At 66.9% G+C, this 22,466-nt stretch carries 20 protein-coding genes and 1 tRNA gene; 3 read left to right on the plus strand and 18 right to left on the minus strand.

Annotation, left to right across the window (positions count from 1 at the left end):
- Positions 1–82: 82 nt before the first annotated feature.
- From J1M43_RS09605 to J1M43_RS09640, 8 genes are all read right to left on the minus strand, one after another.
- The gene (locus tag J1M43_RS09605) at positions 83–1,096 is read right to left on the minus strand and encodes a DNA topoisomerase IB (RefSeq protein WP_206476553.1); all 1,014 of its coding nucleotides are present in this window, start codon (positions 1,094–1,096) and stop codon (positions 83–85) included.
- A gap of 90 nt (positions 1,097–1,186) precedes the next feature.
- Positions 1,187–1,261: transfer RNA gene (locus J1M43_RS09610), tRNA-Gln, on the minus strand.
- Positions 1,262–1,380: 119 nt separating this feature from the next.
- Positions 1,381–2,886 carry a glutamate--tRNA ligase gene (gltX, locus tag J1M43_RS09615; RefSeq protein WP_206476554.1) on the minus strand — a complete coding sequence of 502 codons (1,506 nt, stop codon included), beginning with the start codon at positions 2,884–2,886 and terminating at the stop codon, positions 1,381–1,383.
- 42 nt (positions 2,887–2,928) lie between these two features.
- On the minus strand, positions 2,929–4,218 hold the full coding sequence (locus tag J1M43_RS09620) for an MFS transporter (protein ID WP_206476555.1): 1,290 nt from the start codon (positions 4,216–4,218) through the stop codon (positions 2,929–2,931).
- Complete coding sequence (locus tag J1M43_RS09625; RefSeq protein WP_206476556.1) at positions 4,215–4,991, minus strand: fumarylacetoacetate hydrolase family protein; 777 nt, start codon at positions 4,989–4,991, stop codon at positions 4,215–4,217. Before J1M43_RS09625 ends, J1M43_RS09620 begins: the two co-directional genes overlap by 4 nt.
- Positions 4,992–5,080: 89 nt before the next feature.
- Positions 5,081–6,175 (minus strand): branched-chain amino acid aminotransferase, encoded by a 1,095-nt coding sequence (locus tag J1M43_RS09630; protein WP_033104561.1) that lies wholly within the window; start codon positions 6,173–6,175, stop codon positions 5,081–5,083.
- A 59-nt stretch (positions 6,176–6,234) separates the two neighbouring features.
- Positions 6,235–7,284, minus strand: coding sequence for a 3-isopropylmalate dehydrogenase (locus J1M43_RS09635; protein WP_206476557.1), 1,050 nt, complete (start codon positions 7,282–7,284; stop codon positions 6,235–6,237).
- Between the two features lie 67 nt (positions 7,285–7,351).
- The gene (locus tag J1M43_RS09640; RefSeq protein ID WP_033104563.1) at positions 7,352–8,884 is read right to left on the minus strand and encodes an MFS transporter; all 1,533 of its coding nucleotides are present in this window, start codon (positions 8,882–8,884) and stop codon (positions 7,352–7,354) included.
- A 47-nt stretch (positions 8,885–8,931) separates the two neighbouring features.
- Here J1M43_RS09640 and J1M43_RS09645 point away from each other — a divergent pair, with 47 nt between their 5' ends.
- Positions 8,932–9,474 (plus strand): TetR/AcrR family transcriptional regulator, encoded by a 543-nt coding sequence (locus tag J1M43_RS09645; RefSeq protein WP_206476558.1) that lies wholly within the window; start codon positions 8,932–8,934, stop codon positions 9,472–9,474.
- A 36-nt stretch (positions 9,475–9,510) separates the two neighbouring features.
- On the opposite strand, the gene serA is transcribed toward J1M43_RS09645, so the two are convergent.
- The 3 genes from serA to J1M43_RS09660 form a co-directional block, all read right to left on the minus strand.
- The gene (gene serA, locus J1M43_RS09650) at positions 9,511–11,145 is read right to left on the minus strand and encodes a phosphoglycerate dehydrogenase (protein WP_307823375.1); all 1,635 of its coding nucleotides are present in this window, start codon (positions 11,143–11,145) and stop codon (positions 9,511–9,513) included.
- Positions 11,146–11,270: 125 nt separating this feature from the next.
- Positions 11,271–11,606, minus strand: a complete 336-nt coding sequence (locus J1M43_RS09655; protein WP_206476559.1) for a hypothetical protein — start codon at positions 11,604–11,606, stop codon at positions 11,271–11,273.
- Positions 11,603–12,085 carry a hypothetical protein gene (locus J1M43_RS09660; protein WP_206476560.1) on the minus strand — a complete coding sequence of 161 codons (483 nt, stop codon included), beginning with the start codon at positions 12,083–12,085 and terminating at the stop codon, positions 11,603–11,605. The genes J1M43_RS09655 and J1M43_RS09660 overlap by 4 nt, the downstream gene beginning before the upstream one ends.
- Positions 12,086–12,155: 70 nt before the next feature.
- On the opposite strand from J1M43_RS09660, the gene J1M43_RS09665 reads away from it, so the two are divergent.
- Positions 12,156–13,100, plus strand: coding sequence for a hypothetical protein (locus tag J1M43_RS09665; protein WP_241245212.1), 945 nt, complete (start codon positions 12,156–12,158; stop codon positions 13,098–13,100).
- A gap of 319 nt (positions 13,101–13,419) precedes the next feature.
- On the opposite strand, the gene ilvC is transcribed toward J1M43_RS09665, so the two are convergent.
- From ilvC to J1M43_RS09700, 7 genes are all read right to left on the minus strand, one after another.
- Positions 13,420–14,466 carry a ketol-acid reductoisomerase gene (gene ilvC / locus J1M43_RS09670; RefSeq protein ID WP_327036967.1) on the minus strand — a complete coding sequence of 349 codons (1,047 nt, stop codon included), beginning with the start codon at positions 14,464–14,466 and terminating at the stop codon, positions 13,420–13,422.
- A gap of 25 nt (positions 14,467–14,491) precedes the next feature.
- Complete coding sequence (ilvN, locus tag J1M43_RS09675; RefSeq protein WP_033104568.1) at positions 14,492–15,001, minus strand: acetolactate synthase small subunit; 510 nt, start codon at positions 14,999–15,001, stop codon at positions 14,492–14,494.
- A gap of 3 nt (positions 15,002–15,004) precedes the next feature.
- Positions 15,005–16,807: an acetolactate synthase large subunit gene (locus J1M43_RS09680; RefSeq protein ID WP_206476561.1), complete on the minus strand. Its 1,803-nt coding sequence runs from the start codon at positions 16,805–16,807 to the stop codon at positions 15,005–15,007.
- Positions 16,808–16,874: 67 nt separating this feature from the next.
- Positions 16,875–18,593, minus strand: a complete 1,719-nt coding sequence (ilvD, locus tag J1M43_RS09685) for a dihydroxy-acid dehydratase (protein WP_033104570.1) — start codon at positions 18,591–18,593, stop codon at positions 16,875–16,877.
- Between the two features lie 9 nt (positions 18,594–18,602).
- Positions 18,603–19,400 (minus strand): trehalose-phosphatase, encoded by a 798-nt coding sequence (otsB, locus tag J1M43_RS09690; RefSeq protein ID WP_052166644.1) that lies wholly within the window; start codon positions 19,398–19,400, stop codon positions 18,603–18,605.
- Complete coding sequence (locus tag J1M43_RS09695) at positions 19,397–20,854, minus strand: trehalose-6-phosphate synthase (protein WP_206476562.1); 1,458 nt, start codon at positions 20,852–20,854, stop codon at positions 19,397–19,399. Before J1M43_RS09695 ends, otsB begins: the two co-directional genes overlap by 4 nt.
- A 36-nt stretch (positions 20,855–20,890) precedes the next feature.
- Positions 20,891–22,126, minus strand: coding sequence for an MFS transporter (locus J1M43_RS09700; protein ID WP_206476563.1), 1,236 nt, complete (start codon positions 22,124–22,126; stop codon positions 20,891–20,893).
- Between the two features lie 52 nt (positions 22,127–22,178).
- Here J1M43_RS09700 and J1M43_RS09705 point away from each other — a divergent pair, with 52 nt between their 5' ends.
- A complete protein-coding gene (locus tag J1M43_RS09705) occupies positions 22,179–22,460 on the plus strand; it encodes a hypothetical protein (protein WP_033104573.1) in 282 nt (93 codons plus the stop codon).
- Positions 22,461–22,466 lie beyond the last annotated feature (6 nt).

Raw genomic sequence — 22,466 nt, forward strand, 5'->3', positions numbered from 1 at the left:
CGACCGAGACCCCGTTGGCCTCGGCTGACAGCCATCCTCACGGTCCAACCGCCCCCGGCGCTACCAGACCAACCCACGAGTGCTACCAGAACGACCCACCCGCGCTACCGAACGACTCGGCTAAACACAGCACCTTGAGAACGCACTGCTCCTCCACGGTGAGGTACTTGCGGGGCCGCATCCGGCTCATCGCTCGGTGGACCGCGGGAATCGTCACGCCGTCCTCGAATGCGGCGAAGACGCGCGGGTCGATGTACGAGTCCTTCGTCACCGCAGGAGTGTTGCCGAGTCGGTCGGCCACCCGCTCCACGACGTCGCGGACCACCGCGGTGTCTTCTCCCGCGTCGCCCCGTTCGCGCTCGACCGCGAGCAAAGCGGAGGTGGCGAGCAGCGTGCCTCCCCACGTGCGGAAGTCCTTCGCAGAGAAGTCGCGGCCCATATGCCTCTTGACGTACGCGTTCACTCTCCTGCTGTCGATGTCGTGGATGGTCCCGTCCTCATCGAGGAAGCGGAAGATCTCGTGCCCCGGCATCTCGTTGAGTCGGCGTATCACGTTGACGAGCTGCGGATCGCGGACCGTCTTGACGTGGCGCTTACCGCTCTTGCCGATGAAGTCGAAGGTCACGCTGGTCGAGGAGACGTCGGTGTGCTTGCGCCGGAGCGTCGTGATCCCGTAGTGCTCGTACTTCCGGGCGTACTCGGGATTGCCGACACGGAAGAACTCCTGGTCGATCAGTTTGACGATGCAGGCGACGACCTTGTCCTCGCTGAGTCTGCGCCTGCGCAGGTCGTGGTCCAGCTGCTTCCGCAGCCGTGGTAGTCGTTCGGCGAACTGCAGCACGCGCGCGTACTTCTTCTTCTCCTGGTGGCGGACATACGCGGGGCTGTATACGGCCTGGTGGCGACCGGCCTCGTCCACTCCCCTGGCCAGCACCTTCGCCGATGATGAGCGCGAGATCTCGACGTCCGTCCACGCCGGCGGTATCGCCAGCGCCTCGATCCTGGCGATCTCGCGTGCATTCCTGATGCGACGCCCCGCATTGCGGTAGACGGTGTTCTCGCCATCCTGCTCACGGGTGACGGGCAGTCGTGACATGGGATCCTCACCTGTGAAGACGGCGCTCCGGATGCTTTCGCGATGGTGCTGTAAACCAAGAAAACCCCCGCACGAGCGGGGGTTTTTCTTTGGCTGGGGTACCTGGACTCGAACCAAGAACAACGGTACCAGAAACCGCCGTGTTGCCAATTACACCATACCCCAAGGGCAAAACCAGAGCCTCGCACCGAGAGACAACTCTACCCGATGTTCACGGTGCAGCCAAAACGCGAGGGGCTGTCCGGCGCGTCTTCATGACATCGCCTGGCTCCGCTTCGGTCGCGCTACGCGCCGAGCGCCTGCACAAGGGCTGCAAGACGCTGCAGCGTGATCTCCTTGCCGATCAGTTCCATCGATTCGAACAGCGGCGGCGAGATGCGGCGACCTGTGATCGCGACGCGCGGCGGCCCGTAGGCCACCCGCGGCTTGAGTTCGAGCTTCTCGACCAGTGCCGTGGCGAGAGCATCCTGGATCTTCTCCGGGGTGAACTCCGTCACCGGCTCGAGCGCTGCGATGCACGCCGCGAGCACCTCCGCGGCGTTGGCAGGCAGACCCTTGAGCGCGTCCGCGTCGTACGAGATCTCGTCCGTGAAGAGGAATCCGAGCATGCCGGGCACGTCTCCGAGGAGCTGAACGCGCTCCTGCACCAGCGGTGCTGCGCGGAACGCCAGCACGAGCTGTTCGTGAGTCGGCTCATCGAATAGTCCAGCTGCGGCGAGGTACGCGATCGTGCGCTCGGCGAAGTCCTTCACATCCAGCATCCGGATGTGGTCGCCGTTGATCGACTCGGCCTTCTTCTGGTCGAAGCGCGCGGGGTTCGGGTTGACATTCTCGATGTCGAACGCGGCGATGAACTCGTCGAGCGAGAAGATGTCGCGGTCCGGTCCGATCGACCAGCCGAGCAGCGCGAGGTAGTTGAGCAGTCCCTCGTGGATGAATCCGCGGTCGCGGTGCAGGAACAGATCAGCCTGCGGGTCGCGCTTGGACAGCTTCTTGTTGCCGGTCTCTCCCAGCACCAACGGCATGTGCGCGAAACGCGGGACGAAAGTGGTGACGCCCGCATCGATCAGCGCGGCGTACAGCGCAAGCTGGCGTGCCGTCGACGGCATCAGGTCTTCGCCGCGCAGCACGTGCGTGATGCCCATCAGGGCATCGTCGACAGGGTTCACGAACGTGTACAGCGGCACGCCGTTCGGACGCACGACCACGAAATCGGGGAAGGACCCTGCCGGGAAGGTCACTTCCCCACGGATCAGGTCGACGTACGTCAGATCCTCTTCCGGCACCCGCAGGCGCAGGGCGGGCTGACGGCCCTCCTCACGGAAGGCCGCCTTCTGCTCGTCTGTGAGGTCGCGGTCGAAGTTGTCGTAGCCGAGCTGCTTCGCGCGTCCGTTCGCCTCGTTGCGTGCGTCGATCTCCTCAGCATTCGAGTAGCTCTCGTACAGAGCACCTGACGCGAGGAGCTTCTCGATCACGCCGCGGTAGATGTCGTGACGCTGCGACTGGCGATACGGCTCGTGCGGTCCCCCGACCTGCACGCCCTCGTCCCAGTCGATCTTCAACCACGTCAGAGCGTCGACGAGCTGCCGGAAGCTCTCCTCGCTGTCGCGCGCCGCATCGGTGTCTTCGATGCGGAAGATGAGCTTGCCGCCGTTGTGGCGTGCGTACGCCCAGTTGTAGAGAGCGGTGCGCACCATCCCCACGTGCGGAAGGCCTGTCGGCGAGGGGCAGAAGCGGACGCGGACGTCGGCACCTGAAGCGGTCGTGGTGAGGGGATGCGGAGTAGCCATATCCCCTCAATCCTACGCGTGCGGCCGCCCGACGCTGAGCGGTCAGACGAGACGCCCCCTGTCGTGCGTCGGTCGAGAAACCCTGGTCCGCCCGAGCGGCGCGAGCACCACGATCACGAGGACGAGGACCGATGCCGCGATCCCCAGACCTGCGTACTGGAAGTTCGACAGCACCACGCCTGCGAGCACGGCGCCGGCCGCGGCGGAAAGGCTCATGAGCGAGTCGCTGCGCCCCTGGCGCCGTGTGCGCAGCTCTGGCGCACTCGCCTCAGTGAGCAGCGCCGCGCCCGCGACGGTCGCGGCACTCCAGCCGAGTCCGAGCAGGATCAGCGCCACCATCACGCCCCATGGCTGATCGTTCACGAAGATCGCGAACGCGAGTGCTGCAGCCAGCAGACCCTGTCCGAGCAGCACGACGCGCAGCCGACCCCACCGGTCGGCGAGGATGCCGAAGATCGGCGAGAGGCCGTACATTCCGGCGACGTGCAGAGCAATCGTGAAGCCGACCAGCAGCGAGACATCGGCTGCCGATGCGTTGCCGGCGTGCATCCCCTGCGCCATGTGCGACAGGTGGATGGGCGTCATCGCCATCACGGACGCCATGACGACGTGCGAGCCGGCGATCGCGAAGATCGCGTAGCGCGCGACTGTGGGTCGGTCGAGCACGATCAACGGCGCGGCAAGCGATGCCGCGGCATCCTTCGCGAGCCTCTGCGCGGTGAGAAGCGGATCCGGGCGCAGCGCGACGAGGTAGAGGATGAATGCCGCCGTCTGGGCGACCAAGGAGAAGAGGTACGAACCGGTCTGCGGCGGCATGCCGATCGCCTGGCCGACGATCTCTCCTGGCCCGAGCAGCAGAGGGCCCGACACGCCGCCGATCGTCGTCGCCCACACGACGACCGACAGGTCGCGTCCACGATGCTTCGGCGCGGCGAGATCGGTGGCCGCGAACCGCGACTGCAGGTTGCCGGCGTTACCCGCACCGATCATGAGGATGCCCACGAGCAGCAGCGGGAAGATCCTCAGCGCCGCGGCGAGGATGACGACGGCGATTCCGACGAGTGCGAACAGATTCCCGAGGGTCAGGGCCCGCCGCCGCCCGACGCGGCTCGCAAGTCGTGCGAGCGGTATAGCGCACAGTGCGGCGCCGAGCGTGACAGAAGCCGTCGCCAGGCCGGAGAGCGCATCATCGCCGGACAGATCCGCCGCGAGCAGCGCACCGAGGGAGACCGTCGCTCCGAACGCGATACCGCCGAGCACCTGTCCCAGCGACAGCACGAGGACCGTGCGGCGCTGGATCGCCGCCTGGTCCAGCGCCGGGAGAGTCGTCATGCCAGGGGTATCGCGTCGCGCACCGAGTTGCGCAGGATGCCGAGACCGGTGACCTCGACCTCGACCGTGTCGCCGGCCACGAACGGGCCGACACCGGCGGGCGTTCCGGTGAGGATCACGTCACCGGGGAGCAGCGTGAAGACGGCCGAGGCGTACTCGATGATCGCCGGGACCGAGTGGATCATGTCGCTGAGCGGCGCACTCTGGCGCACTTCGCCGTTCACGCGGGTCTCGATCGTGGCATCAGTCTGGTCGAAGTCCGTCTCGATCACCGGACCGAGCGGGCAGAAGGTGTCGAAGCCCTTCCCGCGCGTCCACTGGCCATCCTTCTTCTGAAGGTCCCGCGCCGTGACGTCGTTGCCGACCGTGTATCCGAACACGTAGTCGAGCGCGTTCTCCGCCTTGACGTTCTTCGCGATCCGTCCGATGACGACGGCGAGTTCACCCTCGTGCTCCGTGCGCTCCGAGATCGTCGGACGGACGATCGTGTCGCCAGGACCGATCACTGAGGTGTTGGGCTTGAGGAACAGCAGCGGCTCTTCGGGCGCCACTCCCCCCATCTCGGCGGCGTGATCGTGATAGTTCTTGCCTACGCAGACCACCTTCGACCGAGGGATCACGGGTGCGAGCAGCGCAGCATCCGCGAGCGGAACACGCTCACCGGTGGTCTCGTACCCCGCGAACATCGGGTCACCGGCGAGGACGACGAGCTCCTGCTCGTCGACGATGCCGTAGCGGATGGCGTCATTGTGGCTGAACCGAGCGATCTTCACCGCTCCAGCCTAGCGATCCGGCCCTCCATCCGCCGAGACCAGTGAGTCGGGTCTCGGCAGGGAGGTGGGGTCTGTGCGAAGGGACGGCGTCAGGCGTCGAGACGGTAGAGCCAGCCGTGCTTGTCCGTGGCGCGGCCGTACTGGATGTCGGTGAGCTCCTCGCGCAGCGACAGGGCGAGATCGCCGAGAGGCTGGACGTCCTCGTAGTCCGCCGTCACCAGCGCACCGATGGGCGTCACGACCGCAGCGGTGCCGCAGGCGAACACCTCGACGATGTCGCCGGAAGCGACACCGTCGCGCCACTCCTGCAGCGACACCGGACGGCGCTCGACGGTGTGGCCGCGGTCCTCGGCGAGCTGCAGCAGCGAGTTGCGCGTGATGCCCTCGAGGATGCTGTCGGATTCGGGGGTGACGATGCGACCGTCCTTGAACACGAAGACAACGTTCATTCCGCCGAGCTCTTCGACGTTGCCGTCCTGGTCGAGGAACACGACCTGATCGCAGCCCTTGTCGTACGCTTCGGACTGCGGCAGCAGACTGGACGCGTAGTTGCCTCCGGTCTTCGCCGCGCCCGTGCCGCCTCTGCCCGCACGGGCGTGTGTCTCGGAGAGCCAGATGCGCACCGGCTTCACGCCGCCCGTGAAATATGAACCGGCCGGGCTCGCGATCAGGTAGTACGCGACCTTCTGCGCAGGACGCACGCCGAGGAACGCCTCTTTGGCGAACATGAAAGGGCGCAGGTAGAGGCTCTGGTCCTCCCCTGACGGCACCCACGCCCCGTCGACTGCGATGAGTTCGCGCAGCGACTGGATGAAGTACTCGGCAGGGAGTTCCGGCAGCGCCATCCGGCGAGCACTGCGCTGGAGCCGGGCCGCGTTCTGGTCGGGACGGAACGTGTGGATCGAGCCGTCGGCATGGCGGTACGCCTTGATGCCCTCGAATATCTCCTGACCGTAGTGCAGCACCGCGGCCGCAGGGTCGAGCGAGATCGGACCGTACGGCTGCACGCGCGGGCGATGCCATCCGCCGCGTGCCGACCAGCAGATGTCGACCATATGGTCGGTGAAGATCGTCCCGAAGCCCGGGTTCGCGAGAGCTTCGTCGCGCTGCGCGGCGGAGCGTGCAGCGAGGTTCTTGGTCACAGAGAACTCGAGAGGAGCGAGTTCGGTCTCAGTCGTTGTCATGTCACATCCTGCGTTCGTTGCGGGCGGCGCGCGCGTGGTCTCAGACTACGCCTGGAGCGCTACGCCTGGAGTCTGGCGATGATGGCGTCGCCCGTCTGGCTTGTGGTGCGAGAACCGTCCCTTGCGGCGATGTCCGCCTCGACCGCGCGGGTGACGCGGATCGATTCCTCCGGGAGCCCGAGATGATCGAGCAGGAGCGCGATGGACAGGATCGCCGCCGTCGGGTCGGCTTTCTGCTGGCCTGCGATGTCGGGCGCTGAACCATGAACAGGCTCGAACATCGAGGGGAACGTGCCGTCGGGGTTGATGTTGCCCGATGCGGCGAGGCCGATGCCACCGGTGACGGCGCCTGCCAGATCCGTGAGGATGTCACCGAAGAGGTTGTCGGTGACGATCACGTCGAAGCGGGAGGGGTTCGTGACCAGGAAGATCGTGGCCGCGTCGACGTGGAGATAGTCTACGACCACGTCGGGGTGCTCCTGCGCCACCTCGTTGACGATGCGCTGCCACATGCCACCCGAGTGCACCAGCACGTTGGTCTTGTGCACCAGCGTGAGCTTCTGCCGACGACGCCCAGCGAGCTCGAACGCGTAGCGGACGACGCGCTCGATTCCGTAGGCCGTGTTCACACTCGTCTCGTTCGCGACCTCGTGCGGCGTGCCGACACGGATCGCCCCTCCGTTGCCGACGTAAGGACCCTCGGTGCCCTCGCGGACGACGACGAAATCGATATCGCCGGGCGCGGAGAGCGGCCCCGGAGCCCCGGAGTAGAGCTTCGAAGGACGCAGGTTCACATAGTGATCGAGGGTGAAGCGCAGCTTCAGCAGCAGTCCGCGCTCGATGTTCGCATCCTTCAGTCGCGGGTCGCCGGGTGTGCCGCCGACGGCTCCGAGGATGATCGCGTCGTTCGCACAGATCGCGGCGAGGTCGTCGTCGGTCAGCGTGTCGCCGGTCTCGAGGTATCGCCCGGCACCGAGCGAGAAGTGCTTCTTCTCGAAGGTGACATCGCTGTGGGCGGTGACGGCCTCGAGGACCTTCTCCGCCTCGGTGACGACCTCTGGTCCGATGCCGTCACCGGGGATGACGGCCAGCTTCACGACACGCGACATGACACTCCTTGCACCGGGATCGCCCATGGCGCGACTTCGCGCGGGCGCGTACTCACCAGCGTACTGGTCAGCGTGCGGCCTTCATGCGCAGTGTGACGGCCGCGATCGTCCCGGCCCCCACGACCAGCACGGCGCCGATCAGCGACGTCACCAGCACACCGGAATCGAATGCGGATGCCGCGGCCTCCCACAGCGCGGATCCCAACGGGGCCGGCAGATCCTGGGCTGCGGTGTAGGCGCCGGCGAGCGTCTCCCGCGCGGCTGCGGAGACGTCAGCAGGAACACCGTCCGGAACCACGAGCGCCGAGCGGTAGAACGCGGTGATGATGCCGCCGAGCACCGCGGTTCCGAGCACCGCGCCGAGTTCGTACGCGGTCTCGGAGACGGCACTCGCCGCACCCGCCTTCGCAGCCGGAGCGCTGGAGAGGATCAGCTCGTTCGAGATGGTCTCCGCGGCCCCGATGCCGATACCGAGCACGACGAAGGCGAGTATCAGCGGAAGGGCGCCGTGCCCAGCGGTCGTGAAGGCGACGAGCAGGTACCCGACGACGGAGAAGGCCAGGGCGGAAGGAACCAGCACATGAGGCGGAACCCGACGAGAGATCGGGACGACGCTCAATCCTGCGACGATCACCGCGAGCATTCCCGGTACGAGGGCGAGCCCCGCCATCATCGGCGAGAGCCCCAGAATCAGCTGCAGGTGCTGCGGCACGAAGTACAGGAACCCGACGAGCGCGACCACACTGAGCAGATTCACCAGGATCGCCCCGGAGAACGACCCCCGACGGAACAGCGCCATGTCGAGCATCGGCGTCTTCGCGCGCACCTGTCGGCGCACGAACAGCCAGCCCATCCCGACGCCCAGCAGAGCCCAGAGCACCGCGAACACCGTGACGCCGTCGACAGCCACCGCCTTGATCGCGTAGACCACCGGGATCATCGTCGCCATCGACAGCGCGATGCTGATGGGGTCGATCTTTCCCGGAGCCGGATCACGACTCTCGGGGACGAGCAACGGCGCCGCGATCAGCAGCGGGATCAGCACCGGCACGGCGATGAGGAACACCGAGCCCCAGGCGAAGTGCTCGAGCAGGAACCCGCCGACGATCGGCCCCAACGCGGAACCCGCTGAGAACGCAGAGGCCCACACGGCGATCGCCATGCGTCGCTGGTCGCGATTGAGGAAGATCGAGCGCAGCAGCGACAGGGTCGACGGCATCAGCATCGCTCCGAAGAACCCGAGCAGCGCTCGCGCGGCGATCAGAAGAGCGGCAGTCGGCGCGAATGCGGCGAGCACGGAGACCGCGGCGAATCCGGTGGAGCCGATCAACAGCATCCGGCGCCTGCCGAAACGGTCGCCCAGGGTACCCATCGTGACGAGCAGCCCCGCCAGCACGAGCGGATACACATCGATGATCCACAGTTGCTCCGCCCCCGACGGCGCGAGGGCGATCGCGATCTCGGGCAGCGCGAAACTCAGCACCGTGTTGTCGACTGAGACCAGCAGCACCGGCAGCATGAGCACGACGAGCGCGAGCCACGCCCGTGCGCCCGCACGCGGCGCATTGATCCCGCTCGTCTCGACCCCGATCTGGGCCATCGCATCCTCTTCCGATAGTAAACCGTCCAGATGGTATAGTAACAGACATGGCCCGACCTCCCCTCGCGCGCGAACGCGTGCTCGACGCCTTCGAGGAGATCCTCATCTCATCGGGCGAGCGCACCGCGACCCTGGATGCCACGGCGAAGGCCGCCGCTGTGTCCAAGGGTGGCCTGCTCTACCACTTCGCGTCGAAGGACGACCTCGCGGACGGAATGATCGAGCGATTGAAGCGTCTCGTCGACGACGACCTGTCGGACATGATCGAGGCACCGGATGGCCCCGTGGCGTACTACGTGCGCACCTCGGTCATGGAGAATGCGCCGCTCGACCGTGCGCTCATCGCCGTCTCACGACTCGCGCAGGGCGGCTCGAGCTCCGCAGGCGATGCGCTGCGCGAGACGCGAAGCAGTTGGGCGGAGACGATCCGCCCGCACGTGCGCGATCAGGCGTCGCTCGACCTCGTACTGCTCGTCGGCGACGGGCTGTACTTCAACAACTCGCTGGACATCAACGGTCCGGACCGGCTGGTCCCGCGAGACGACGAGCTGCGCGCGCTCGTGCAGCTCGTCGTGCTGGCGACGTCGTAACTCCGGCCCCGGCACGCCGAGAACGGCGCCCGCCGGTCAGACCTCGGTGATCTCGATCGAGCGCATCACCTTGGCGTCGATGGCCTCGCCGACCTCGGCCAGCAGCTCCTCCGGCACACGCGAGTCGACGGTGAGCACGGTGAGCGCCTGGCCGCCGGCCTCACGACGCGCGACCTGCATGCCGGCGATGTTGATACCCGCCTCGCCGAACTTCTGGCCGTAGACGGCCACGATGCCGGGGCGATCGGTGTACTGCATCACGATGTGGTGCGTCTCGATCGGCACTTCGATGTCGTGACCGTTGATTCCGACGATCTTCTGCACCATGCGGGTGCCGGCGAGCGTGCCGGCGACGGTGAGCACAGTGCCGTCGGCGAGAGCACCGCGAAGCGTGGTCAGGTTGCGGTACTCGGGGCTCTCCTTCTCGACGATCAGGCGGGCTTCGATGCCGCGCTGCTCGGCGAACAGCGGCGCATTCACGTACGAGACGTTCTCACTGACGACGTTGGAGAGCACGCCCTTGAGCGCGGCCAGGCGGTACACGCTGACGTCGTAGTCGGCGAGTTCCCCGCGCACCTCGATGTCGAGGCTCGTCAGGGCCGAGGTCGTCAGGCCGCTGAAGATCTGTCCGAGCTTCTCGACGAGCGCGATGCCGGGGCGGACGAACGGATCGATCACACCGCCTGCGACATTGACGGCATCCGGAACCAGGTCACCCTCGAGCGCGAGCTTCACGGAGCGGGCCACGGAGATGCCCGCTTTCTCCTGCGCCTCGTCGGTCGACGCCCCGAGGTGCGGGGTGACGACGACGTTGGGCAGATCCAGCAGCTCCCGCGCCGAGCCCCCCTCTGCCGGAGGCTCGGAGGTGAACACGTCGAGGCCGGCACCGGCGATCTCGCCGGCCACGAGCGCCTCACGCAGAGCCGCCTCGTCGATCAGGCCGCCTCGCGCGACGTTGACGACGTATGCCGTCTTCTTCATGGCCTTGAACTGCTCGGCGCCGATCATGCCGGTCGTCTCGGGCGTCTTCGGCATGTGGATGGTCAGGAAGTCGACCTCGGCGACGAGCTCGTCGAGAGTGCGCAGTTCGACACCGAGCTGCTGCGCGCGTGCGCCGGTGACGTACGGGTCGAACGCGACGATCTTCATGCCGAAGCCCTGCATACGGGCGGCGACGAGCGCGCCGATCCGGCCGAGGCCCACGATGCCGAGGGTCTTCTCGTACAGCTCGGTGCCCGTGTAGGCGCTGCGCTTCCACTGGCCGGCGGCCAGCGAGGCGTGCGCGGCCGGCACGTGGCGGGCGAGGCTGAGGATGTGGCCGCAGGTGAGTTCAGCGGCGGAGATGATGTTCGAGGTGGGCGCGTTGACGACCATGACGCCGGCCTTGGTGGATGCCTGGATGTCGACGTTGTCGAGTCCGACACCGGCGCGCGCGACGACCTTCAGCTTCGGAGCGTGGCTGAGCGCCTCAGCGTCGATCTTCGTCGCGGAGCGCACGAGCACGGCATCCGCGTCGGCCAGCGAGGAGAACAGCGCCTCGCGATCCGTGCCGTCGACCTGACGGACGTCGAAGTCCGGCCCGAGGGCCTCGATCGTGGCGGGCGAGAGAACTTCGGCAATGAGCACGACGGGCTTCGGCGCGGTTGTCTTCGGCACGGTTGTCTGCGGCACAGAGGATCCTTCGGGGTGAGCGTGGGTACGCGCGGGTGGGATCGATGCGCCGCACACCGTCGGGGCGCGATCGTCTCCACCCTACCCGAGGGCGCGCGCCGCCCCGTGCCGTGTGACGGGGATGATCAGAGCGGGAGGAACGAGGTGGTCAGCATGCTCAGCGCCGCGACGTTCATCCAGAACACGGCGACGAGGGCCAGCCCGGCGATCATCGCGATCGTCAGCTCGGCCGCGGTGCGCCGGCGCGCCAGCACGTACACGATGACGAACACGAGGATCGGGAACAGCACCGAGAAGATGAGCACGAACCAGCCGTACGCATTGATCCCGGCGGGAGCGACCGTGAACGTGTACGACAGGGCATTCCAGACCGCGTAGGCGTAGAAGAGGCCGGCGATGCCCACGATGATGCTCTTCCACAGCCCGAGCGGCTGCTTCGCTGCGACGATGTTCTCGGTCATGCGCCCACCGCCCCTGTCATCACGAAAGGCCACGGCACGAGCAGCAGCACCCCGGCGAGAAACCCCGCAACGCGCACCCAGGTCGCTGAGCGCCTCGTCAGCAACCACACAGCGCCGAACCAGAGCGCCGGCGCGAGCACGGCCGCCCACAGGGCGACCTGGTACATCACATCGGGGATGAGGAACATCGCGCTGCTCTGCAGCGTCAGCCCGCCGACGATCCAGCCGACCGTGTACAGAAGGTAGATGCCGCCGACGATGCCGACGAGCAGCAGCATGGGCGTACTGAGGGGTGGCTTCTCTGCAGGATCAAGGACGGTCCCGTCCTCTCGGATGCGGCCCACGGTCTCGCTGCGCTTGCCCACCGCGTTCCAGCCGCGCGGCAGCGCCGCTTTCTGCTCCGGCTCCGCAACAGGCTTCTGCGTCGGCCGATCGTCATCGCCCTCCCAGGAGAGGGCGTCGTCAGCATCCGATGTCATGACCCCAGCGTAGCGAGGCCTCGTCACGCCCGATATGCTCAGGGCGTTCACAGAAAGAGGGGAACTCACCGTGGCTGAGCGCAATGAGAAGTCCGTCGCATCGCCGGCGGCGGACGCCGACGGCGCGGCCGCAGCGGACTGGAAGCCGACTGCAGGCTCGAAGCAGAAGGCCACGACGCTGCGCTGGATCGCGGCGGTGCTCTGGTTCGTCGCCATCGCCGCCGAGGCCGTCGCGATCTTCTGGCTTCTTCGTCAGCGTGAGTTCGTCGGCGAGGACGGCGGACTCGTCCGCAACCCCGACACCGGCCTTCTGGAGGAGCAGAACGTCACAGCGGTGTTCCCGCAGTGGGCGTTCATCACGCTCATCGTGGCGCTCGTCGTCATCGCGGCACTGTCGATCACCGGATCCTTCCTCTGGAAGAAGGCGAACCGACTCGATCCCGCGAAGAAGTCCGACAAGCTGCGCTTCTTCGTGCAGAACCAGCTCGGCGCCATCATCGCCGTCGTGGCATTCCTTCCGCTCATCATCCTCATCTTCCTGAACAAGGACATGGACAAGGGCCAGAAGACCACGGCCGGGATCATCGGCGTCGTCCTCGCCGTCGTGGCCGTGGCGCTCGGCATCGACTACAACCCGCCGTCCGTCGAGCAGTACACAGCCGACCAGTCGACCGTCATCCAGCTGCTGGGTCAGGACGAGGTCGTCTGGGTCGACGGAGGCGCCGTCTACCACGTGTGCGACCAGGTCTCCGACATCCAGACCGGCAGCGAGAAGCGCACCGGCACCACCGCCGAGGCAGTCGAGGCGGGCAAGATCCGTCTGACGCTGAAGTTCGCCTCGGAGCTGAAGACCTGTGGCCTTGCCGTGCCGGAGAACGCCGACGAGATCGCCGACGCCCTGCGCGAGATCCAGGCCGGCGCCACCGACACGCTCCTGCCTGCGCCGGTGTGGGCCGACCCGGCCGACGCTCCGATTCAGGTGGAGGATGCAGCGCCGGAGTCGGACTCCGAGTAGCCCTACTCCCCCAGCAGTGCCTCGACGAGACGCTCTTCGACCGAACGCAGGTGGGCTGGCCCTACCGCCACGTGGTCGAGGTGCTGGAGGAGCTCACCCGGTGAAGTGACCGTTTCGACTCGCTCCGCTCGCTCAACGCGTTTCGTCTCGCTCCGCTCGCTCAACGACCCGCAGTGGCGGAACACGCGGGGCGTTGAGCGACGAGCGAAGCGAGGAGACGAAACGGGCTGAGCGAACGCAGTGAGTCGAAGCCGACTTCCCCCATGCAACAAGAACGGGCGCCCCGCAAGGGGCGCCCGTTCTGTGTGACGAAGGTCGGTCAGCGCGCAGCGCTGCCGTCGACGTAGTCCTCGTCCTGCTGCTTCCAGGCGAAGAGCGAACGCAGCTCCTTGCCGGTGACCTCGATCGGGTGCTGCTCTTCCTTGGCGCGCAGCTCCTGGAACTCCTTGGCACCGTTGTCCTGGTCATCGATGAAGCGCTTCGCGAAAGCACCCGACTGGATGTCGGCGAGCACGCCCTTCATGCTCTCCTTCACTGCCGAGTCGATGACGCGGGGGCCGGAGACGTAGTCGCCGTACTCGGCGGTGTCGGAGATCGACCAGCGCTGCTTGGCGATGCCGCCCTCCCACATGAGGTCCACGATGAGCTTGAGCTCGTGGAGCACCTCGAAGTAGGCGATCTGCGGCTGGTAGCCCGCTTCGGTCAGCGTCTCGAAACCGGCCTGCACGAGGTGGCTGACGCCACCGCAGAGCACGGCCTGCTCGCCGAACAGGTCGGTCTCGGTCTCTTCCGTGAACGTGGTCTTGATGACGCCGGCGCGGGTGCCGCCGATGGCCTTGGCGTACGAGAGCGCGAGCGCCCAGGCCTGGCCGGACGCATCCTTCTCGACGGCGATGATGTCCGGGATGCCACGGCCGGCGACGAACTCGCGGCGCACGGTGTGACCAGGCGCCTTCGGTGCGACGAGGATGACGTCGACACCCTCCGGCGCGTCGATGTAGCCGAAGCGGATGTTGAAGCCGTGCGCGAACGCGAGGGTCTTGCCCTCCGCGAGGTTCGGGGCGATCGATTCGGAGTAGATCGTGCGCTGGTGCTGGTCCGGCGCGAGGATCATGATCAGGTCGGCCCAGGTGGTGGCATCCGCGACGGACTTGACGGGGAAGCCCGCCTCCTCAGCCTTGGCTGCGGACTTCGAGCCGTCCTTCAGCGCGATCGCGACCTCGACACCCGAGTCGCGCAGGTTCTGCGCGTGGGCGTGACCCTGCGAGCCGTAGCCGACGATCGCGACCTTCTTGCCCTGGATGAGGGACAGGTCGGCGTCGGCGTCGTAGAAGATCTCAGTACTCACGTTGTGTTTCTCCTTGATTGTGGTTCGTGAAGTTCAGATGTGGTCAGCCGCGCAGGACGCGCTCGGTGATGCTCTTGCCGCCTCGGCCCATGGCGAGCAGCCCGGACTGTGCGAGTTCCTTGACACCGAACGGCTCGAGGGCTCGCAGGATCGCTTCGACCTTGCCCTTGTCGCCGGTGACCTCGATCACCAGCGCATCCGAGGCGTAGTCGACGACCGAGGCGCGGAACAGGTTCACGATCTCGATCACGTTCGAGCGGGTCGCGTTGTCCGTGCGCACCTTGACCAGCACATGATGACGCTGCACGGACGTGGCGAAATCGAGTTCCACGATCTTGATCACGTTGATCAGCTTGTTCAGCTGCTTCGTGACCTGCTCGAGCGGCAACTGGTCGACGTCGACGACGACCGTGATGCGGGACACACCCGGCACCTCGGTCACGCCGACGGCGAGAGACTCGATGTTGAAGCCGCGGCGCGCGAAGAGCCCCGCGACACGCGTCAGAAGACCAGGGGTGTCCTCGACGAGAAGACTCAGTACGTGGGTCGACATGGCTCAGATCTCCTCATCGAACGTGGGCGCATGATCACGCGCGTACTGGACGTAGCTGTTGCTGACGCCCTGCGGCACCATCGGCCACACCATCGCGTCGGCCGAGACGACGAAGTCGATCACGACCGGTCGGTCATTGGTCTCGAGTGCGAGCTTGATCGCGGCATCCACTTCCTCTTCCTTCTCCACCCGGATGGCGAGGCAGCCGTACGCCTCGGCGAGCTTGACGAAGTCGGGGATGCGGATCGTTCCGTGGCCGGTGTTGAGGTCGGTGTTGGAGTGGCGTCCGTCGTAGAACAGGGTCTGCCACTGACGCACCATGCCCAACGAGGAGTTGTTGATGATAGCGACCTTGATCGGGATGTTGTTGATCGCGCAGGTGGCGAGCTCCTGATTGGTCATCTGGAAGCATCCGTCGCCGTCGATCGACCACACGACGCGGTCGGGCTCGGCGACCTTGGCGCCCATGGCGGCCGGAACCGAGTAGCCCATGGTGCCGGCACCACCGGAGTTCAGCCACGCGTTCGGGCGTTCGTACTTGATGAACTGCGCGGCCCACATCTGGTGCTGTCCGACCCCGGCGACGTAGATGCCCTCGGGTCCGGTGAGCTCGCCGATCCGCTGGATCACGTGCTGCGGGGCGAGCAGGCCGTCCTCCGTGGGAGAGAACCCGAGCGGGAATTCCTCACGCAGTCCGTCCAGGTACGACCACCACTCGGCGATGTCCGGCTTCGTGGTGCCGACGGCTCCGCGGAATGCCGCGTCCAGGTCGATCAGCACGTCGCGGACATCGCCGACGATCGGCACATCCGCGTTGCGGATCTTCGAGATCTCGGCCGGATCGATGTCGACGTGCACGACCTTCGCGTTGGGAGCGAAGTCCGCAGCCTTACCGGTGACCCGGTCATCGAAGCGTGCACCGAGAGCCACGATGAGGTCGGACTCCTGCAGCGCGAGCACGGCGGGAACCGTGCCGTGCATGCCCGGCATGCCGAGATGCTGCTGGTGCGAGTCGGGGAAGACTCCACGTGCCATCAGTGTCGTCACGACCGGAGCGTTGGTCGACTCGGCCAGAGCGAGCAATTCGGCCGCGGCACGGCCGCGGACGACACCACCGCCGACATACAGCACCGGCTTCTTCGCCTCAGCGAGCAGCGCGGCAGCCGCCTGGATCTGCTTGCCGTGCGCCTTGGTCACCGGTCGGTAGCCGGGCAGGTCGATCTTGGGCGGCCACACGAACGGCGCCGACTTCTGCTGCGCGTCTTTCGTGATGTCCACGAGTACAGGACCGGGGCGGCCCGTCGAAGCGACCTCGAACGCCGCGGCAAGTGCCCCGGGGATGTCCTCCGGGTGCTTCACGAGGAAGGAGTGCTTCGTCACCGGCATGGTGATGCCGACGATGTCGGCCTCCTGGAACGCGTCCGTTCCCATCAGGTGGCTGAACACCTGACCCGTGATGGCCACCAGCGGCACCGAGTCCATGTAGGCGTCCGCGATGGCGGTCACGAGGTTGGTCGCACCGGGGCCGGAGGTCGCGATCGCCACGCCCACTCGGCCGCTCGCCGCGGCGTATCCCTCTGCCGCATGGCCTGCGCCCTGCTCATGGCGGACGAGGATGTGCCGGACGGTGTCGTCGTCGAGGAGCGGATCGTAGACGGGCATGATCGTGCCGCCGGGGATGCCGAACACATCGGTGACGCCGAGGAGCCCGAGAGCGCGGACGACGGCTTCAGCCCCCGTGATCTCGGGAGCGGCGGCCTTCTGGGACGGTGGCCGTGGAACGGCCGAAACAGAATCAGCAGTCATGTCTTTCCTTGGTGATCTGAGAAGTCGTCAGGCAAACCAGAATTCGGTCACTGAGCCTGTCGAAGTGTCAACCGGTCGTCGCGCCTTCTGCAGCGGAACGCACGAGTCGCGAGTACTTGGCAAGAACGCCACGGGTATAGCGCGGGGGAAGCGGCTCCCAGCCAGAGCGGCGGGAGGCGAGCTCTGCCTCATCGACGAGTAAGTCAAGAGAGCGAGCTGCGATATCGACCCGTATCAGATCACCATCGCGCACGAAGGCGATAGGACCTGCGTCCACCGCTTCGGGTGCTATGTGGCCGATGCACAGGCCGGTTGTGCCGCCTGAGAATCGTCCGTCAGTCAAGAGTAGTACATCTTTTCCGAGCCCAGCGCCCTTGATGGCCGCGGTAATCGCGAGCATCTCCCGCATGCCGGGGCCGCCCTTGGGGCCCTCGTAGCGGATGACGATGACCTCACCGGCGTTGATCTCGCCGTTCGCGACGGCATCCATCGCCGCGCGCTCGCGCTCGAACACGCGCGCGGGGCCCTCGAACACCGTGGCGTCGAAGCCGGCGGTCTTCACGACCGCGCCTTCGGGGGCGAGGGATCCGTGCAGGATCGTCAGGCCGCCGGTGGCGTGGATCGGGTTGTCGAAGGTGTGGATGACCTCGCCGTCGATCGGCTGCGGGTCGAGGTCTGCGAGGTTCTCGGCGAGCGTCTTGCCCGTGACGGTGAGGGCGTCGCCGTGCAGCAGTCCCTCGTCGAGCATGGCCTTCATGATGACGGGGATGCCGCCGTGACGGTCGACGTCGTTCATGACGTACTTGCCGAACGGCTTCATGTCGGCCACGTGCGGGACCTTGTCGCCGATGCGGTTGAAATCGTGCAGATTCAGTTCGACATCCGCCTCGCGGGCGATCGCGAGCAGGTGCAGCACGACGTTGGTGGAGCCGCCGAGGGCCATGGCGAGTGCGATCGCGTTCTCGAACGCCTCCTTGGTGAGGATGTCCCTGGTGGTGATCCCCTGACGCAGCAGGTTCACGACGGCCTCACCCGAACGGTGCGCGAAGTAGTCGCGGCGGCGGTCGGCGGCGGGCGGTGCGGCGGAGCCGGGCAGGCTGAGTCCGAGCGCCTCGGCCACGGACGCCATGGTGTTGGCGGTGTACATGCCGCCGCAGGCACCCTCGCCCGGTGCGATCGCGCATTCGATGCGCTTGAGGTCCTCTTCGCTCATGAGGCCCGCGCGGCAGGCGCCGACGGCCTCGAACGAGTCGATGATGGTGACGTCCTTCTCGGTGCCGTCCGAGAGCTTCACCCAACCCGGTGCGATGGAGCCGGCGTAGAGGAACACGCTGGAGAGGTCGAGGCGCGCGCTGGCCATCAGCATGCCGGGGATCGACTTGTCGCATCCTGCCAGCAGCACGCTGCCGTCGAGTCGCTCCGCCATCATGACGGTCTCGACCGAGTCGGCGATGACCTCACGGGAGACGAGCGAGAAGTGCATGCCCTCGTGGCCCATCGAGATGCCGTCCGAGACGGAGATCGTGCCGAACTGCAGCGGGTAGCCGCCACCGGAGTGCACGCCCTCCTTCGCCCCCTGGGCGAGCCTGTCCAGGCTCAGGTTGCACGGCGTGATCTCGTTCCAGCTCGATGCGATGCCGATCTGGGGCTTGTCCCAGTCCGCGTCGCCCATGCCGACGGCACGGAGCATTCCTCGCGAGGTGGTGGCCTCGATGCCGTCGGTGACGACTCGGCTTCGGGGCTTGATGTCGATGGGCGCGTTCGAAGAAGGATCTTGCGGGGACATGACGGCAGTCTATTCCCGTCCGGCAGCCCGCTCGGCCACGAGCGCCCCCAGAAGCGCAGCCATCTGTTGTGGGTTCTCCACACGCAGGGTCGCGGCGCTCTCCCCCGGTCCGACGCGCACGCCGAGGTCGCCCGGCTGCAGTACGCGCATCGCGTCTTCGTCGGTGACGTCGTCGCCCGCGAATACGATGCCGGTGGCGTCGTAGTGCCCCCGCAGGGCATGTATCGCGGCGTCTTTGCCTTCGGCCCGCGAGGAGAACTCCAGCACCCGGTGCCCTGCCCTGCGGCGCCAATGCGGGAATCGCTCGGCCATCATCGCGTCGATCTCGGCGAAGGCCGCGGTCTCGGCCTCTGGCGTCGCCAGGCGGGTGTGGATGCCCATGCCGAAGGTCTTCCGCTCCAGCCGCACGTTCTCGTGGCGATCCACGATCGGCTGCGCAGCGGCCCAGAGTGCGTCAAGCGCGCCTTCTGCGGCGGGGACCTCTGGCACGTCCGCGTCGCCGACCCCCGGGAACCAGTACTGCGCGCCGTGCGATCCGGCGAGGGCGACGAGCGAATCGGCCGTGTGCTCACTGATCTCCTGCAGATCGTTCATGCTGCGGCCGGAGACGTAGGCGATGAAGGTGTCGGGAAGCGCCGCAAGCCGGTCGAGCTGGGTCTTCACCTCTGGCAGAGCGCGTGCGGCCATGGGCTCGTCGACCAGCGGCGACGCGGTGCCGTCGAAGTCGAGCGCGATGACCAGTCGCGGCGTGCCGGCGATGGCCGTCAGTGCGTCGTCGGCGGATCCGGGTGTCCAGGTGCGGGTCACAGCGTCTCTCCTCGTCGGGATCGGTGCGGGTGCCGGTGTTGTGACGGTCGGGAAGCTCGCGCGGCGGACAGCGCCTCGAGGAACGACGCGGACCATGCGACGACGTCGTGCTCGAGCACACGGCGCCGCAACGAGCGCATCCGCTTGCCCTGCTCCCCCGGCGTCATCTCGACGGCCGTGATGATCGCATCCTTCAGATCCTCGATGTCGTGCGGGTTGACGCGCACGGCCTGCCGCAGTTCGTCCGCCGCGCCGGTGAACTCGCTCAGCACGAGCACGCCACGATTGTCGATGCGGGACGCGACGTATTCCTTGGCGACGAGATTCATGCCGTCCCTGAGGGCCGTGACGAGCATCACGTCCGCTGCGAGATAGAGGGCCACCATCTCTTCGCGCGGGTACCCCTGGTGCAGGTAGCGGATGGCCGTGTGCTCCATCGTGTCGGTGTCGCCGTTGATGCGACCGACCGCGAGCTCGATCTCGTCGCGAAGGTGGATGTACGCGTCCACGCGCTCGCGGCTCGGGCTCGCCACCTGGATGAGGGTGACGTCCTCGACCTTCAGCCTCCCCGCCGCGAGGAGCTCGCCATACGCCTTGATCCGATGCCGGATGCCCTTGGTGTAGTCGAGACGGTCGACGCCGAGCAGGATGCGCTTCGGATTTCCGAGACTCTCACGTATCTCGAGTGCGCGGGCCTGCACGTCCGGCCGTGCTGCGAGCTCGAGATACGGAGAGGTGTCGATCGAGATGGGGAAGGCCTTGGCGATGACCGTGCGGTGGCCGTTCTCACCCGGCACTGCGACTGTCGTCGCCTTCACCTCGTACTTGAGCCGGCGGCGCACCGCGGCGAGGAAGTATGTCGCGTCCTGTGCGCGCTGGAAGCCGACGACGTCCGCCCCGAGCAGTCCGCGCAGCACCTGATCACGCCACGGGAGCTGGGCGTAGAGCCCGTGCATCGGGAACGGGATGTGGTGGAAGTATCCGATCGTCACGTCGGGCCGCAGCGCCCGCACCATCTCGGGGACGAGCTGCAGCTGATAGTCGTGCACCCACACCGTGCCGTTCTCTGCCGCCGCGGCGGCCGCGGCCTCTGCGAATCGCCGGTTGACCGCGACGTACGCGTCCCACCACTCACGGTGGAACTGCGGTGGCGCGATGACGTCGTGATAGAGCGGCCAGATCGTGTCGTTCGCGAAGCCCTCGTAGTACTCGGCGACCTCCTGAGCACTCAACGAGATCGGGATGAGTCGGATGTCGTTCGCCGTGAAGGGCGCGAGTTCGAGATCGGCCTGACCGGGCCACCCGACCCATGCGCCGTCGACCTGTTTCATGACGGGCTCGAGCGCCGCGACCAGTCCACCGGGGGACGTCCGCCAGTTCTCCTCGCCGTCGGCGCTCACCACGCGATCAACAGGCAGCCGGTTGGCGACGACGACGAAATCAGCGGTGGTCATGGGGACTCCTCACGTCGGCGGTCGGTTTCTCCCAGGCTATCGACTGCGCGGACGCTTATGGCTGAGGTGCCAGTTCAGGATGCCGGCGGCGAATGTGATGACGGCGGCGAGCATCGGCAGCAGCAGCGCAGAGGAAGTGCCGGCGGACTCGGCGATCTCGCCCGCGGCGGCCGCGCCGATCGACTGTCCGACGATCACGCCGGAACCCAGCATCGTCATGACGGTGGCTGTCCGTCCGAGCGGACTCCGCGCCGCACCGAAGCTGAACTGCGTGACCAGCGTCGGCCCGATGCCGACACCCATGATCGCCAGCGCCGCCGTCATACCTGCCGTCGTGTCGACCAGGGTGAGCAGCAGCGAGCCGAGCAGGAGCGTTCCGGAGAACACCAGCCAGCGGGCCCGCAGCGAGAAGCGCGGTGGCAGCCAGGCCATGCCAAGCGCGAGGATCGCCGATCCCACGCCCATCACGCCGTAGAGCAGTCCCGCCTGTTCCGGCACTCCGCGATCGGCCATGAACGACGTCAGGGAAGTGAGCATGGTGCCGAAGAACATGCCCACCCCGAGGATGCCGGCCACGACGACCAGCAGCTCCGGCCTGAACAGCTCGGTCACGCGCGACGGGGCGCGTCCGTCCGCGTCGCGGTGGCTGGAGATGTACCTGCCGCTCGGGTGCAGCGCGAATGCGCCGACGAAGATCACGGTGAGCGCCGCGGCTCCGACGAGCGGGGCCCACGGTGCGATCCACGATGCGAGCACTCCGACGATGAACGGACCGAACACGAACACGGTCTCATCTGCGGCGGACTCGTAGGCCATGGTCGTCGACACAGTGCGGGGGCGCAGAGCCTCCGGCATCCGCTCCGAGATGATGGTGACGAGGCGAGAACGTGACATCGGAGCGACCTGCGGCGCTGTGGCCCCGATCCCGAATGCGGCTACCAGCACCACGAGATCGGCGGTCGCGCTGTAGATGACGACCGTGAAGACGACGAGCATCGTGGCGTTCGCGATCGCGAGCGCGAGCAGCACGGGACGCTGCCCGAAGCGATCTGCTGCGGCGCCGAGCAGCGGGCCGAAACACGCGGTGCCGATGCCCACCGCTGCGGATGTGAGTCCGCCGAGCGAGAGCGACCCGCGGGCCGAGACCGCAACTGTGAGCACGCCCACGACCATCATCGCGAAGGGAAGACGGGCGACGAACGCGACTATGAAGTATGCGAGACCGGCCTCGCGCAACAGGTTCGTCGGACCGACGGGGTGTGTCTGGGTCATGACTCTCGCACGCATCGATTCTATCGAAGCGAGTGCGAGTAGGTTGGACGGTATGCGCTACGTCTTCAGCACTGGACTTTTCGGAGCGATCTCCACCGGTGTGTCTCTGATCCGCGGCACACGCGAGACGCCGATCACCTGGCGTGCGGCGCTCGCCTGGTTGAGCTGGGGGATCAGCCTCGCCCTGGCGATCGGCGCCGCGGTCGATATGCGCCGCGATGAACGCGGTGTCGAGGTCGCCGCAGACTCCCCCTTCGCCAAGGTGCAGTCGAAGCGGTCGAAGAAGGAATCGAAGCAGCTCGAGAAGCGGCTCAAGGCCGCGCAGAAGCGCTGACCTCTT

The sequence above is a fragment of the Microbacterium sp. KRD172 genome (assembly GCF_017168295.1).
Classification (GTDB): domain Bacteria; phylum Actinomycetota; class Actinomycetes; order Actinomycetales; family Microbacteriaceae; genus Microbacterium; species Microbacterium profundi.